Genomic DNA, 15,446 nt, shown 5'->3' with positions numbered 1-15,446 from the left:
CCGTGCCGGGTCTGCGATGGCTTCGACCGGCCCAGGCTATCCCTTCTGCAGGATGACTTCCGTCGCCTTGATGCACGCCACCACCCGGTCTCCGGTATTAAGGTGAAGATCGTCTGCCGCCGCGCGGGTGATCGCGGACGTCAATTGAAAGGGTCCGGCATCGATGTTGACGGCGGCCATCGCGTTTCCCTTCTTGATGCTCGTGACCTGGCCGGTAATTTGATTGCGGGTGCTCAGCTTTGCGTCCAACGTCCCTTTAGCAAGGACGAGTTCCGTCGATTTGATGCACGCGACGACCGAATCACCGACCTTCAGGGCGAGTTCGCTGACCGATTGCGCCGTAATCGCCGCCATGAGGCGATGACCGTCGCCCTCGATGCTCACCACGCTCATCGCGTCGCCCATTTGGATGCCCGTCACTCGACCCTTGATCTGGTTCCTGGCGCTGATGTCCTGATTGGCTCTCGTCATAACAGTCGCCATCGCTCACCTCCACAGCTGAATCTTTCTTCCGCAGTCGACCCTAACAAAGGAGAACTTGATTGAGCGTCAGCCGCAGGCTGCCTTCTGTGGAGTAGGCCGGCCGAGGGCGGGAACGAATGATCTTCAAGCGCTATTGGATGAGATGGGCCTTCCCGATCTCTTTCAGAAGTGTGAACACCTGTTGGCGGGTGGGGAGCGCCGGTTCGGCCCCGAGTTGCATTGTAGTAAGGGCCGCGGCCGCATTGGCAAACCAGCCCGCTTCCGTCCACGACCGACCCTCGAGATAGCCAACGGCGAGTGCGGCGATGAAGGCATCGCCGGCGCCCGTTTTATCAACCGTTCGAATGGGGACGAGAGGAAGCACCTCTTCACCGTCCGGCCACATCAACAGATTGCCGTGCGCGCTGGCCTCGATCGCCACGACCCGGACGCCGCGCGCAATGAGAATGGCTGCGGCCTGCCGTGCCGTGGTGAGGTCGTCGACCTTCACGCCCGTCAGGTGGCGGGCTTCCTTGGCGTTCATGCGGGCGAGATGAATCCTCTGCCAGATCTTCTCGTCAACGGGCTCGGCCGGTGCGCCGTCGAGAAAGACCGGTCGTCCAAACTCATGGGCCACATCGATCGCGTGCAAGACGGTAGGAATGGAAGGTTCAAATTGGATGACGAGAAGCCGTGCGCGCTCGAACAGCTCGCATGCATGATCAACATCGGCGGCACTCAAGCGAGCCACGGCCCCTGGCACGGTCAGCGTCTGTTTCGTGCCGTGCCGGTCGATCATTAGTAGAATCGCGCTCGTCTGCTCGTCGGAATCGCGAATGCAAAACTGCGTCTCGACCCCCTGGCGTTCCAGATGCGCGATCATCACATCGCCGCGACGATCCTTTCCCACGCGCGTGATCAGCGCGACGGAACCACCGAGCCGGGCCACCGCCACGGCTTGGTTCGCGCCTTTCCCGCCGCATAGTTCGAGAAACTGCTCGCCGCTGAGCTCGTCTCCGGGTCCCGGGAGGCGCGTCCCGGAGCCGACGAAGTCAGTACTCGCGCCTCCGATGACGAGGACATCCGAAGTTCCGCTCGGTCGGTGGGAGGGCCGGCGCATCAATTAAAGAATATCGTCGAGCGCCGAAGACTCCTATCGGCGTAGGGATGAGCGAGCTGTCGAACCGGCAGGCGATCTTGCCTTGGGATGCTCGCCGGCTTGATTTTCGATCCGCTGGAAGTCAATAGAGGAAAAGCGAGGTGTAGAGGAAGAAGTCAAGCTTCGTCGGGATCGATGATGTGTCGCCCCCTCGCCGAAGGCCGTCCCTTAACCCGCATGATTCATGAACAGTTCTGCTGCAATCGCGGAACCGCTGCTTTCGGTCAGTCAACATACCGCAGTGAAGATGCTTCCTTCCCTCGCGGCTGTGCTTGCCCATCTCGCGACGCGGCTCCATGATTTTGCGACGAACCATCATGAATAATGCGGGTTACCGTCGCGTTTGATTCACGATGCGCTCGACGCGCTCGTCCTTCCCGCCAAGCTCGAGGTATTTGCGGTAGTGGAGCAGGGCCTTGATCGAGTCTTTTCGATGGAGCTCATAGAAGACGCCGGCGTTGTAGTGCGCTTCGACGAGGGCAGGTTTCAAGACAATCGCCTGCTCATACGCCTGCTCGGCTTCATCGAAGAAGCCGAGCGCGGTATAGCTCATGCCTAGGTTCATGTACGCCTCGGCATACTCCGGACGATAGCGAATCACTTCCAGAAACTCCTTGACCGCCGCGCCCTGCTTGCCTGCGCTCCGATAGAGAAACCCCAAATTGTAGTGGGCGTCGACGAGATCGGGTTTGGCGAGGATCGCGCGGCGATACGCGTCGCTCGCTTCGTCGATGTTATTCTCCCGTTCCGCCATCCGGCCGAGGAGGTACCAGGCATCGGCGTTCATCGGATCGACGCGCGTGAGCTGCTGGAGCGTGTGACGTGCCAGTCGCAGGTCGCCTTGTTTCTCGTAAAGGCGGCTCAGATTGTAGAGCGCTTCAGGATTGCCCGGCCTGATCGCCAGTGCCGCGAGGTACGCTTGCACCGCCTTGCCACCGGCATTGTCATGATCGTACAGCTTCGCCAACGCGAGATGCGCCTCTTCAAATTGCGGCGCGAGGTCGATTGCGCGTGAAAACGCTTGCTCGGCTTCAGCCGTCTTGTCGAGACTTTGATAAATCCGGCCGAGGTCGTAATACGCGTGCGGAAAGTTGGGATTGACGGTGAGTGCTTTTTTGATCTCGAGCACGGCCTCCGTGGGCTGCTTGCGCCCCTGAAAGTAAACGAGTCCGAGCAGGTGGTGCGCCTCCGCATATTGCGGTTGGACGGCCAGCGCCTTCTTCAGCGCCTCTGCCGCCGCATCGTAATGGCCTTGCTTGTAGGAGGTCAGCGCTTGCTGATAGTGCCGCTGCGCGGCCTCCGGCTGCGCCGCCGGCGGTGAGGGGAGGGACCAGATGAACGACAGCAGGCCGGCCGCAATTATCATGCTCACTTTCCACGGCTGACGGCGTGTCGTTCGCACGTCGTAATCGTCCTCCTGGTGTTCCTGCGGAGTTTCCAGCCGCGACTATAGACGTGATACCAGGTCAGCGCAAGCGGGGCAGCGTGGTTCCGATCACCGTGGCGTCGCCCTAGCGTCTTCAAAACAACCCCAGCGTGACGCCGCCGTAAATGGCGCGGCCGTAGCCGGCAAAGAAGAGCGTCTTCTGCGCATCCGGCACGCTGTCTGCGACCACATTGCCGGATGCGACGTAGCGCTTGTCGGCGATATTGTCCAGTTCCGCATAAACAGTCGCGAAGCGGACGTACCGGTTCTTGAAGTCCACCCGCTTGTGAATGTTCACGTTGCCGATGAAATAGGAGGGCGCGCCTACGGTATTGGCGTTGTTCAAGAAATAACTGTTCCAGTAAATCCCCTCGATCCAGGCACCCCATCCCGACGGATGTTCATACTCCCCCTTCAGATCGAGCACGTCCCGCGGCACGTTCGGGACCATCTTTCCGTCCTGGACGACCTGGGTGACCGGTCCGAGCCCGTTCACCCGGAACTGATCGGTGAAATTGATGTAGCGCGCATCGATGTGAGTGTATGCCCCTGAGAAGCGCAGCCCGTCCAGCGGCCGCCAATCGAAGCCCGCCTCGATGCCTCGGTATTCGGACGAGTCGGCATTCACCGCGAAGGACAGCCCGGTGACGGGATTCAGCTGCGAGATGATTTCGTCTCGAAAGAAGACCCAGAAGCCGACCAGATGGACGGAGAAGGTCTTGGAGAGCTTCGTATCCCCGCCGATCTCCACGTTCACGTTCTTTTGCGGCTTGAGGGCCAGGTTGGTTCCGGCGAGACCGCTCAGATCGGTGGTGAGATTGCTGAGCTGCGGAATGCCGTATCCCGTTGACCCCCGGACCCAATACTTCGACATGTCGCTCGGCTTGTAAGTCACCGACAGTTCCGGCGCCCAGTTGTACCAGGTGCGGCTCACATTGACCCGCGAGCTGACGGCGCCCGCCGGTGTGTAGTTGATGACTTGTCCGCCGATGATCGATTGCTCGAAGCCCAGCCCGGTGGCGAGGACCCACTTGGGCGCAAATTCCAACTCCTCCCGAAACCGTCCGCCGATATTGCGAATGGTGAAGCGGTTGTTCTGCGCCAGCGTCCCGCGCGTGCCGTTGAAGTCACCCAGATTGTTGAACGTCTGGCCCTCCTGCTCCATGTTGTTGACGAAGAAGCCGACGTAGCTGCGGAGCGGCATTTCCCCGAGGCGTCCATCGTGGCGAAGGTCGGTGTAGTGCTTGTAGTTGGGATTCACGTTGTCCGTGATCTGCGTGAACGTCTGATTGATATCCTTCACGTCGTAGTCGGCCTCGATCGTCAGCACGGTGTTCGCGGTGAGTTGGTGCTCGTACAAGCCGCCGATGATCGTGCGGCGGTCCAGTCGCCCTTGGTTCAGTCGCAACGCATCGTTGGTGGGATTCGTACCGCCCGCCTGACGAGAATCGGCATTGAACTGCGCGATCGTGAGTCGCGTCGGGACTTGTGTCCTGAGCCAGTTGGTCAGCGCCTTGAAGTAAAAGGTCTGTTTATCGCTCACGCGAAAGCGGAAATTAAAATTCAGCGTCTGAGTATTGTAGCCGCTGTGCCGGATGAATCCGTCCTCGAGCTGATCGCTCGCGAACATGGCGATGTCGAGATTGCTGTATTCCTGACCGACGGCGAAAGCGTATTTTTGATAGCCGAACGAGCCGCCGCTGAGAAAAGACTCCACGCCGTTGATGTCCGAGCCGCGCCGGGTGCGGAAATGAACCATGCCGCCGAGCGCGTAATTGTCGAACATGGAGGAAGAGGCACCCGGTATGACCTCGACGCTTTTCATGAACCACGGATCATGAATGTCGAGCCGCGAGAGGCCGTCGGATTGGGTCTGACCAATCCCGTCTTCGTACAACTTGATGTCGCGGATGGCGAAGGTCGTCTTCACGCCAGAGCCGCGTAGCGAGATGCTGAAATCGCGCGGGCCGTTGGCTTGGCGAATGACGACGCCGGGCAGGGATTCCAATGACTCGCGCAGGGTCCGCGTCGGCTGGTTCTCATACTCGGCCGGCACCGTGGACATGATCGTGACGCCCTCGGGCCGTTTCAAGAGCCGGCGGCTGATGATGCTCATGTCCTCCAGCGCGATCTCGGGTGGCGGTCCGGGCTCGACCGCTTCTTCCGCTGTAACCGCCGTCGTTGCTTCGTCCGGCGCCGTCGTCGCTTCCTCTTCCTCCTGCTTCAATTGATCCAATTCATCGAGGATCGTCCGGAGCTGTTGCTGCAGTTGCTGCTTGCGTTGCGACTTGTCCACCGGCCGCTCCCCGCCACCCTGCGCGGCAATCGTCGCCGGCTCGACGAGGAACAGAAGGGCAGAGCTGAGAAGAGCAAATAAATAACTAAGCAATAAAACCATCATGGTCGTGCAAACCTTTCCACTCATCGGCACGTCGTTCAGAGCGACGGGCGCGGACTCGAAGCAGGAAACGCCTAGAAGGTTGAGGCGAATGTCAGAGGAGCCGAGCGGGAGGGGCGCGAGCGGGATGATACAGAGGGGAGACCGACGAGTCTCCGTGAGCGCCGAGACTCAGTGCAAATTCGGCCGGGGCCTCAAGCACGAGGCTCAGCGGTGCGTCGATCGCGGCCGTGTTCGTTTGCGCGTGACAGGCCCATGCGCAGGCGATGGTATGGCCCGCCTGGTGTCCGTGATGGTGGGTGCGGTCGAGGCGATCCGAAGAGGCGGGGCACGCCGCGGACGCGAAGCCCAAGAGCACATACAGCACGATGGCACAGAGAGCGACGTGCCGGGCGACGATCGTCATCGGTCCGCCTCCAGCAGACCTTCGATGAACCGGATCGCCTCGGGACCGTCCCAGGCGCGGGGGCCGACCGCTCGCCCGAGAATGTGGCCGCGCTTACCGACAAGGATCGTCGTGGGCAGACCGCGGACGAGGAAAGCCAGCGAGACGTCGCGTTGTTCGTCGAGCAGCACGGGTAAGGTCGATCCGACTTGTTGCATGAACCGCCGGATCGTCGCGTCGTCGTGATCGGTCGTGATGGTCAGAATCGCAACGTCGCGTGGGTCAAATCGACGGCTGAGCCGGTCGAGCGCCGGCATTTCGTCTTTGCACGGCCCGCACCAGGTGGCCCAAAAATTCAGCACGGCGATCTTTCCCGCCAGTTGGGCCGAACTGATCGGTGCTCCGGAGAGACTTGGGAGCGTAAACGATGGGATCGGTGTGCCGGCACCCACCCGGCTGACCTTGATCTCCCCGTCATCGGCGCCGAAGCCTTGGCTCGGCAGCCAGATCAACATAGCGATGAGGCTGACAATCAGGCGCCGACGAATCCCTGCCTTCACGGCGTTCGCTCCGCTCGCCCGCTATCCGAGCCGTCGGTGAACGATAGCGGCTGCACCACGAGGCGGTGGGCCGGCATCACGTGCTCCTTCCAGGCCAGTACGAAGTGTCCAGTTGTGTTGACCGATACAGCCGGGCTTTCACCTTTTCGTTCGTTCAACTTCACCGGCCGGCTGAATGTCGTGCCGCGATCGAGCGAATAAGTCATGACGACTTCACGGCGAACGGGCGACAGTTCCTCCCACACCGCGACGATCCGGCCTTTTGCATCGACCGCAAGTTGCGGGTGATCGGGGAAGGTGCCCTTCGACACGTTCAACATGCGCTTCGGTGAAAACGTCCGGCCGCGATCATCGGAATACGCGAGATAGACAGCCGGTGTCTCGTCCTCTCCCTCGGTGTACCAGACGACGTAGACTCGGCCGGCCTCGTCCACACCGAGCGAAGCCGGGCGGTGTGGGCAACTGGGATAGATCCAATGGTCGTTTCCAACCACGACGGCCGGTGTGAAGCTCTTCCCTCCGTCATCCGATCTAGCGACGACGGTTTCCCTGATCTCCCCCAAGACTTTTCGCCACGCAACGTAGACCGCGCCGTCGGAGCCGACGGCCACTGACGTTCGGCAGCAGACGCAGGTGTCGCCGTCGATCTTGCGGTTCGCCTCGAACGTCTGTCCGTGATCACCTGATCGACTGATATACGTCGCCGAGTCCTTCTGGCCGTCGCGCCCGTCGATCCATGCGACGTGAATGACGCCATCGTGGTCGACATGGAGCGAATCAAAACTGTGATTCAACGGTTGGCCGTCGTCGTTGATCACCGTGGAAGGCAAAAACGTTCTGCCTCCATCCACCGACCGGCTGAGCCGCAACTCGTTGGCAAAGGGTTTGTCCGATGGTGCCGGAAGTACCGACTTCGCCCATGTGATGTAGACCTGTTCGCCCCATACATCGAGGGCGGGCGCTTCTTGTCGCCAGTATGGCGCCTCGTCCGCCCCGTTCACGGTCACGGCGGGGCGAAAGTGCTGATCGGTCGACGCCGCGGACGTGTAACGGATCTCCCGTCCCTGCTGGTGCTCTTCGACCCAGACGAGATGGATTCGCTCTCGATCGTCTATCACGATGGAAGGGCCGACGACCGCTTTTGCCGAGATCTCGATGGCCGACCGTGGCGCCAATGCCGCCTCCCTCGGCCTCGCGCCGGATTGCTGTTCGAGCTCAGCCGAGAGCGGGGGGGCAACCGACAGGATCAGGGCACAGGTTAGCGGCAACGGTGGCCGTATCATGGCATTCCTCCTAGTCGAGCTTATAGTCAATCGGGATCATCACGACGATGTCCGGGCGCCCCAGCTCGTACTTCAGCGGAATCGGGCAGATCCGCCGGACGACTTCCATGGCGGCTTCATCCAACACGCGATGTCCCGAGCTCTGCTTGACCATGAGATCGGCCAGGTGACCATCCGAGCGAATGACGGCGCGGAGGACGACTTTGCCCTCCCAATGGTTGAGCCGTGCCTGGGCAGGATAGTGCTTCAACTCCATGATCCGTCGCGTTACCGCGTCGCGAATCCAGCCGTAGTCGCGCCGAACGGGAGACCGTCCATCGGGCGGCTTTGAGGCCAGCGGTGGTGAAGAGGGCTGCTCCGCCGCCGTCGGCTCTCCAGCAGTCGCGGGTTCGGGCTCATGGGCGGTCTGTGGTGATGGTTCGGTATCAGACTTCGCCGTTACCGGCCGGGACTCCGCTGCCTCGCCGGCGAATCGATCCGATACAGCGGGGGCCGCGGGCCTCTCCTCCGACGGCCGGCTCACCTCTTCCTTTGCTTCAGCGTGACGGACGGGCAGACGACTCCGGTTGAATGGCTTCGGGAAGCGCTGGTCGTTCCATGGACGCATGTCGGCTGACTGCTCATCGGTTGGCGTCATGGTCGTTGCGCGGCTATGCGGCTCTTTCACAGGCGATGGGGCAACGGGTGCCGGCGGTTCGAGAGCCTGGTCCATGGCGGTCTGCGAGTGTGGCTCGATCGTCCGCTCCAACACCGGTTCAGGTGGGGCGGGTGCCGGCGGAGGGTCAGGCCGTTGTACGGCGGCCTCAACGCGTCTTGTTTCACGATGCGGCACGGCCGGTGAACGGCTTTGCTCCACCTGTCGGGATGCGGAAGCAGCGTGAGATGGCTTCACCTCAGGTGTCGGAGCAACAGGCGGGGCACTGGGAGGGACCGAGGCATCGACAGGGGTCTCGGACGGCGTCGCCGGTGTAACGAGTGCGACGTTCCAGCGAAACGGTTCGGATGGCGGCGAGAACGTGATGCGGGCGCCGATGGAGAGCGCGAGCATGACGATGACCCCATGGACGACGAGAGAACACATCCAGCCATGTATGTGTTGCCGATTGACTCCCATTGTGATTGCGGACCGTCCGTTCTCCCAGACACGCTCCATCTGCCCGTTCCCTCCTCTCTTCAAGCAGGCTCCTTCAGTGAGACCTTCATCACGAGCTGTCAGTTGAAGAGACTCGGCTCTTGAAAGTATTGCGTCAGCCCGAACACGAAGCTCGTGCTCTGCGCCAGGTTGTTGTTGAAATCTCGGACGACGGGAATCTGGGCAAAGAAGTAAAACTGCGTCGTCGGGCCGAGGCTCAGCAGAAAACCCGGCGAGTAGGCGAGGAAGGTCGAGCCCGTCGTCGGGACCGCGCGATTCGTAATGTTGGGATCGAGGATCACGGGCTCGGCGGGGAAATCGGCATCGCTCGGGTCTGCCGACCGTGCCAACGAGCCACTGAACGAGTCGTGAACCATGTACCGGTAATTAAACTGGTTGGTGATCGTGAACCATGGGACGGTGACGAGATTGAAGCCGGCGTTCAGATCGTACTGGTCCCCGAATTGATAGCCGAAGTTGTTCCGGAACGTATGGCGATAGGTCGCGGATGCAAACTGCCCGAGACGATGCGGGATGAGCTCGTACGTTTGGAAGATCGAGGCCTGCAAGCCGACCTGACCGCGGCCGATCTGCGCCGTCGGTTCCATCGTTTCGGCGTCCCCGCCGGCGCCGGCGGTTTTCTGTCTCCAGTCGCCGGTGGGAAGATAGACCCCGAAGGCGGTCACGACCATGCTGCGCAGCGTTGGGAGCAGGTTGTATTTCAGATTGATGAAGACGTCGCCGATGCCGTTATCCGAGAAGCTCGTCTGCTGCCCGTCGCCGCCGTTGACCTCGCCCAGCCCGTCGATGTGCTGGTGCCTCCGTCGGACATACGGGATCAGTACCTCGACGCCGATCCTGTCCGTCAAGCCATAGTTGAAATCCAGACTGTAGGTCTGGGTCAGCGTTCGAAGTTCCCGGTGGTGGTTGAGGATGAGCTGACGGTTGTCGGGATCGACGGCGGGGATGATGCCGGTCGTGCCCGGCAGCAGCGTTCCCTGGCGGGTGTAATTGTAAATGGCGTTGACGGTGAGCAGGCCCGCGGGAGAGACCTGCTGCTGCGAGCCGATCACGACAAAGCAGGTGACGGAGCCACATGACGCCGGCGCGACCAACGGCCAGGCAGCGGCATGGAGCGCGACGAACGCAAGTGCGGCAAGCCGCCGCACGGTTGTGAACGCAGTCATGGTGATTTCCTTTATCCGAGTCGATGCACGAGCAGAGCCGGCCTTCTACGTAGCCTGACGCTGTCCCGGGCGACGGGCGCTCTGGAAATTACGATGGAAGATGGTCAGGAGAAGGGTGGGCCACGCGGTGGGAAGACCGGCGCAGGCCGAAGGCTCTCGGGTGTGACGAGGTGAAGCGGAAATGACGGCGTCGGATGAAACGTGACGGCGTATGGAGCTTGAAACGGCTCAATCGCATGCCCGGCCGCGCAGAGCCAGCCGCAAAGCGCGGGGCTGTGCATGGCTCCGTGGTGGTGCGCATGATGCGCGGCATGCCCGACGGTCTGCGGATAGGCGACGGCGCCGAATGCGAGGAGATACGCCGCAAGAACGCCGGCCAGCAGATGGCGAGGGAGCCCACTCATGTCAGCGCAACGACGCCGCCCGGGTCGAGCTCTGAGCGAGCCGCTCCACCACGTCGTCAATCTTCTGTTCGGTCAGCAAGCCGCCCTTGATGTACTCCTGGACCACGCCCTGCTCGTCGATGAAGACGCTGACGGGCAGCCCGAAGACCCCGTACTGATTGGCGACCTTGTTGTCGCGGTCGAGCAGCACCGGGAAGGTGTGTCGGTAGGTTCGAATGTGCTCGCGGACCTTCTCGGTCTCTTCCAGTTCGTTGATCGCTAGGACGACCAGCTTGTCCTTCATCTTGTCGTAACAGGTTTGCATGGCCGGCATTTCGGTCGTGCAGGGTTTGCACCAGGTCGCCCAAAAATTCAGCAGAACGATTTTCCCCCGATACTCGCTCAATCGCCGAGGGTGGCCGTCGAGGTCGGGCAGACTGAAATCGGCCGCGGGACTGCCGACAACGGGCGCCCGCTGTCCCATGCTCCAGACATCCGATGAAGGCCCGGTGGTCAGGGTTAATACAAAGATGGCGGCCAAGATGAATCGATGATCGCTGACACGCATGGCTTCCCCCACACCAACTGCAGAGTGGTTTTCGGTGATGCCCAGGGGTGGGCATCGAGTCGACGGTCGACCGTGGTTAGCGAGCGAGCGGGGGAGCGCGGGTCAGTGTGGAAGAGATGAAGGTCGTGAGCGGCTGAATCGGTGGAGCAGGATCGACGATGGCGCGGAGATTGATGACCCCCGATAGGTCCACAGCCGCAGCGTCGACCGCGTGACCTGCAGCGCACATCCAACTGCACAGGGCGGTCTTATGCCCGGCAGCCTGATGATGGGTGTCATGGTGTGCAGCATGAGCGACCGTTTGCGGGTAGAGAAAGGCCGCGACGAGGACGAGGCCCACGGCCAAGAAGGCGGCAATGACACGGATGGCGGATCGTCGCATAGCGGGGATAGTAGGCAAAGGCGGTTTCTGGTGTCAAGACAATCACAGAGCAACGGTTGTTCGACGACCGGGCGGTCATTAGTTGTGTTATATAGGATTCGGCGGGCGATTACGGTATACTGACGGGTAACCGCAGCCCAGCCTGCTGTCGATCTTCATGCTGACCCAGATACTCAACCTCATATTCGGCAGTAAGAACGATCGGGAGATCAAGCAATTGCGGCCGATCGTCGCGCAGATCAATGCGCTCGAGCCGACGGTCGCTCCCCTGTCCAATACCGAACTGATCGACCGGTCGGCGGGCCTCCGCAAGCGTCACGAGAACGGCGAGGACTTGGACGCGCTGCTCCCCGAAGCATTCGCGCTCTGTCGCGAGGTGTCGAAGCGCGTGCTCAACATGCGACACTTCGACGTGCAGCTCATGGGCGGCATGATCTTGCACAAGGGGCGAATCGCCGAGATGAAGACCGGCGAAGGGAAGACGCTGGTCGCGACGCTCCCCCTGTACCTGAACGCGCTCGCCGGCAAGGGCGCGCATCTCGTGACCGTCAACGACTATCTCGCCAAGCGCGACGCGCAATGGATGGGCCCGCTCTATCATGCGCTCGGCATGTCGGTCGGTGTGATCCAACACGACGCGTCGTTCCTGTTCGATCCCTATTATGAGGCGAGCGACAAGCGCCTCCAGCATTTGCGTCCTTGCACCCGTCAGGAAGCCTATCGCGCCGACATCACCTACGGGACCAACAACGAGTTCGGCTTCGATTATCTGCGCGACAATCTGATCGTGACGAATCTGAGCCAGTGTGTGCAGCGCGACCTGAACTACGCGATCGTGGATGAGGTCGACAGCATCCTGATCGACGAAGCACGGACGCCTCTGATCATCTCGGGCCCGACGGAAGATTCGACCGATCTCTATTACCGAATCAACGCGATCATCCCGCAGCTCAAGGTCGAACGCGACTACACGATCGAAGAGAAGACCAAGACCGTCGCGCTGACGGAAGAGGGCAATGCCCGCGTCGAGAAGCTCCTCGGCGTGGACAACCTCTACGACATGGCCCATATCAGCCTCGTTCACCACGTCGTGAAGGCGCTTCAGGCCCATGCGATCTACAAGCGCGATGTCGACTACGTCGTCAAGGACGGCGAGGTCATCATCGTCGACGAGTTCACGGGCCGGTTGATGCCGGGGCGGCGATGGAGCGACGGACTGCATCAGGCCGTCGAGGCGAAGGAAGGCGTCAAGATCGCGAACGAGAACCAGACGCTCGCGTCCGTGACGTTCCAGAACTACTTCCGCATGTACAAGAAGCTCGCCGGCATGACGGGCACCGCCGATACCGAGGCCGGAGAGTTTGCGAAGATCTACAACCTCGACGTCAACGTGATTCCGCCGAATCGGCCGATGATCCGCAAGGACTATGCGGACGTCATCTACCGGACCGAGAAGGAAAAGTTCGACGCGATCGTCGAGGAGATCAAGGAATGTTACGAGCGCGGCCAGCCGGTCCTGGTCGGCACCATTTCCATTGAAAAGTCCGAGCGGCTGTCGGCGCTGCTCAAGCGGCATGGCATCAAGCACAACGTGCTGAACGCCAAGTACCACGAGAAGGAAGCCGAGGTCATCGCGCAAGCGGGCCGCAAAGGGGCCGTCACGATCGCGACCAACATGGCCGGCCGCGGCACGGACATCCTGTTGGGCGGCAATCCCGACTTCTTGTTCAAGCAGGTGCTCTATCGCGACGAGAATCTGACCGAGGAGCAGAAGAAAAAAATCTACGAGGAGATCAAGGCCGACTGCGAGGCGGATAAACAGCAGGTGATCGCGCTCGGCGGCCTCCATATCATCGGCACGGAGCGCCATGAGAGCCGCCGCATCGACAACCAGTTGCGGGGCCGCGCGGGCCGGCAGGGCGATCCGGGATCGTCTCGGTTCTATTTGTCCCTCCAAGACGACTTGCTCCGCATCTTCGCCTCCGAGCGCATCAGCAACCTGATGCTCAAGCTCGGCATGGAAGAAGGCGTGCCGATCGAGCATCGGATGGTGACCCGCGCCATCGAGAACGCGCAGAAGAAAGTCGAGGCGCACAACTTCGACATCCGCAAACAGCTCCTCGAATACGACGACGTGATGAACAAGCAGCGCGAGGTGATCTACCAGCACCGGCGCGCGATCCTGACCGGCGACGATCTCAGCGAAGAAGTCCGTGACATGATCGTGGAAGTCGTCGACTCGATGATCGACGTGTTCTGCCCGGAAAATCAGTATCCCGAGGAATGGGACCTGAACGGCTTGATCGAAGCGGTGTACGGGCAATTCGGGCTTAACCTCAACCACGTCGAGGGCATGGGCCCGGAGCACTTGAAGGAGCTGGGTCGCGAAGCGCTCAAAGAGGAGTTGCGCGCGCACGCGTTTCGAGTCTACGAGGAGAAGGAAAAGGAACTTGGCTCGGAGCTGATGCGCTACGTCGAGAAGGAGACCCTCCTTCGCGTGATCGATCACCACTGGAAGGATCACCTGCTTGCGATGGATCAACTCCGCGACGGCATCGGCTTGCGCGGGTACGGACAGAAAGATCCGCTGATTGAGTACAAGCGCGAAGGCTTCGACATGTTCGCCGCCATGATGGGACGCATCAAGGGCGATAGCCTCGACCGGCTGTTTCACGTCCAGGTCGTTCGCGGCGAAGCGCCGCCACCTCCGCCTCAACCCGTTGCGCCCACGCCGCGTCTCACGCTGAATCGGGGAGAAGAGCCGGTCGCCGCGAAGACGGTCCATCGCGAGCAGGACAAAGTCGGCCGCAACGATCCCTGCCCTTGCGGCAGCGGCAAGAAATACAAGAAGTGCCACGGGAAGTAGGCTGACTCGCTCTTCCGCCGCCCACTGCTGATCTTCTCATCCTGGCGATCACTTGGACCCTGCTCGCAACTCCTCTTCCAGTTGACGAAGCCCGAATCGCCCCGTATCCTCCTGCCATTTCTCTTCCTCAAAAAGGAGACATCATGGCGACCCGCCGATCGACTCCCGACGCGATCATGCAGCTTGGCTTCGGATTTGCGGGCTCGAAGGTTCTCTTGAGCGCGATCGAATTGGGCGTCTTTACCGAATTGGCGAAAAAACCGCTCGATGCGGAAACGCTGAGAACCCGGCTCGGCCTGCATCCACGGAGCGCGAGAGATTTTTTCGACGCGCTCGTCGCGCTCGGCATGCTGAAGCGAACCGGGACGCGCTACGCCAATACGCCGGAGACGGCGCTCTTTCTCGATCGCAACAAACCGTCCTACGTCGGCGGCATGCTGGAGATGGCAAATGCGCGCCTCTATCGCTTCTGGGGCTCGCTGACCGAGGCGCTCCGGACAGGCAAACCGCAGAACGAGGACAAGACCGGAGATGATTTTTTCGGCACGCTCTACGCGGACCCGCACCGGCTCGAAGGTTTCTTGAAGGCCATGACGGGGCTCAGCCTCGGCGCGGCCCGGGTAATCGCTCGCAAGTTTCCCTGGCGCACATACCGGTCGTTCATCGATGTCGGCTGCGCGCAGGGCGGCGTGGCGGCGGAGATCGCGCTGGCGCACAAACATCTCACCGGCGGCGGGATGGACCTACCGGTCGTGCGGCCGATCTTCGAGGCGTATGTGAAAGCCAAAGGTCTGGATCGTCGCCTCACGTTTCATCCCGGAGATTTTTTCAAGGACCCGCTGCCGACTGCGGACGTGTTGATCATGGGGCACATCCTGCACGACTGGAATCTAGACGAGAAGATGATGCTCTTGCGGAAGGCCTACGACGCGCTTCCATCAGGCGGTGCCTTGATCGTGCACGAGGCGATCATCGACGACGGACGAACGCGAAATGCGTTCGGGCTCCTGATGAGTCTCAACATGCTCATCGAGACGCACGGCGGTTTCGACTTCACCGGCGCCGACTGCAAACAATGGATGAAGGAGGTCGGCTTCAAACGGACGAAGGTTGAACCACTAGCCGGGCCCGATTCGATGGTGGTGGGGATCAAATGAAGAGCGGATACCATGCGCGTCCTGACCACCATATTGGCTTGATGAGGGCGGAACAGGAGCGTATGGTCGGCTGAGTGTGGCCCAGACCCATGTCCTAA

Annotated in this window: 14 protein-coding genes; 2 read left to right on the top strand and 12 right to left on the bottom strand. The window is 61.1% G+C overall.

Annotated elements, in window-relative coordinates; translation table 11 throughout:
* Positions 1-36 precede the first annotated feature (36 nt).
* The 12 genes from AC1U7K_RS13180 to AC1U7K_RS13125 form a co-directional block, all read right to left on the bottom strand.
* Positions 37-483, bottom strand: coding sequence for a TOBE domain-containing protein (locus tag AC1U7K_RS13180; protein ID WP_480251866.1), 447 nt, complete (start codon positions 481-483; stop codon positions 37-39).
* A gap of 130 nt (positions 484-613) precedes the next feature.
* Positions 614-1,582 carry a ribokinase gene (locus AC1U7K_RS13175; protein ID WP_480251893.1) on the bottom strand — a complete coding sequence of 323 codons (969 nt, stop codon included), beginning with the start codon at positions 1,580-1,582 and terminating at the stop codon, positions 614-616.
* A gap of 370 nt (positions 1,583-1,952) precedes the next feature.
* Positions 1,953-2,987, bottom strand: coding sequence for a tetratricopeptide repeat protein (locus AC1U7K_RS13170; protein ID WP_480251864.1), 1,035 nt, complete (start codon positions 2,985-2,987; stop codon positions 1,953-1,955).
* Positions 2,988-3,141: 154 nt separating this feature from the next.
* Positions 3,142-5,448, bottom strand: a complete 2,307-nt coding sequence (locus AC1U7K_RS13165) for a TonB-dependent receptor family protein (protein ID WP_480251863.1) — start codon at positions 5,446-5,448, stop codon at positions 3,142-3,144.
* Positions 5,449-5,539: 91 nt separating this feature from the next.
* The gene (locus AC1U7K_RS13160) at positions 5,540-5,851 is read right to left on the bottom strand and encodes a hypothetical protein (protein ID WP_480251862.1); all 312 of its coding nucleotides are present in this window, start codon (positions 5,849-5,851) and stop codon (positions 5,540-5,542) included.
* A complete protein-coding gene (locus AC1U7K_RS13155) occupies positions 5,848-6,390 on the bottom strand; it encodes a TlpA family protein disulfide reductase (protein WP_480251861.1) in 543 nt (180 codons plus the stop codon). Before AC1U7K_RS13155 ends, AC1U7K_RS13160 begins: the two co-directional genes overlap by 4 nt.
* Positions 6,387-7,673 (bottom strand): sialidase family protein, encoded by a 1,287-nt coding sequence (locus tag AC1U7K_RS13150; RefSeq protein WP_480251859.1) that lies wholly within the window; start codon positions 7,671-7,673, stop codon positions 6,387-6,389. Before AC1U7K_RS13150 ends, AC1U7K_RS13155 begins: the two co-directional genes overlap by 4 nt.
* A 10-nt stretch (positions 7,674-7,683) precedes the next feature.
* Complete coding sequence (locus AC1U7K_RS13145; protein WP_480251857.1) at positions 7,684-8,754, bottom strand: energy transducer TonB; 1,071 nt, start codon at positions 8,752-8,754, stop codon at positions 7,684-7,686.
* A 131-nt stretch (positions 8,755-8,885) separates the two neighbouring features.
* Complete coding sequence (locus tag AC1U7K_RS13140) at positions 8,886-9,992, bottom strand: transporter family protein (protein WP_480251856.1); 1,107 nt, start codon at positions 9,990-9,992, stop codon at positions 8,886-8,888.
* A 104-nt stretch (positions 9,993-10,096) separates the two neighbouring features.
* A complete protein-coding gene (locus tag AC1U7K_RS13135) occupies positions 10,097-10,396 on the bottom strand; it encodes a hypothetical protein (RefSeq protein WP_480251854.1) in 300 nt (99 codons plus the stop codon).
* Between the two features lies 1 nt (position 10,397).
* The gene (locus tag AC1U7K_RS13130; protein WP_480251853.1) at positions 10,398-10,943 is read right to left on the bottom strand and encodes a peroxiredoxin family protein; all 546 of its coding nucleotides are present in this window, start codon (positions 10,941-10,943) and stop codon (positions 10,398-10,400) included.
* Positions 10,944-11,019: 76 nt separating this feature from the next.
* Positions 11,020-11,325: a hypothetical protein gene (locus AC1U7K_RS13125; protein WP_480251852.1), complete on the bottom strand. Its 306-nt coding sequence runs from the start codon at positions 11,323-11,325 to the stop codon at positions 11,020-11,022.
* Between the two features lie 157 nt (positions 11,326-11,482).
* Here AC1U7K_RS13125 and secA point away from each other — a divergent pair, with 157 nt between their 5' ends.
* The gene (secA, locus tag AC1U7K_RS13120; protein WP_480251850.1) at positions 11,483-14,191 is read left to right on the top strand and encodes a preprotein translocase subunit SecA; all 2,709 of its coding nucleotides are present in this window, start codon (positions 11,483-11,485) and stop codon (positions 14,189-14,191) included.
* Between the two features lie 143 nt (positions 14,192-14,334).
* Complete coding sequence (locus AC1U7K_RS13115; RefSeq protein ID WP_480251849.1) at positions 14,335-15,348, top strand: methyltransferase; 1,014 nt, start codon at positions 14,335-14,337, stop codon at positions 15,346-15,348.
* Positions 15,349-15,446: the final 98 nt, after the last annotated feature.

Source organism: Nitrospira sp. Vd2 (assembly GCF_979581665.1).
This window is presented reverse-complemented; position numbering and strand designations above follow the sequence as displayed.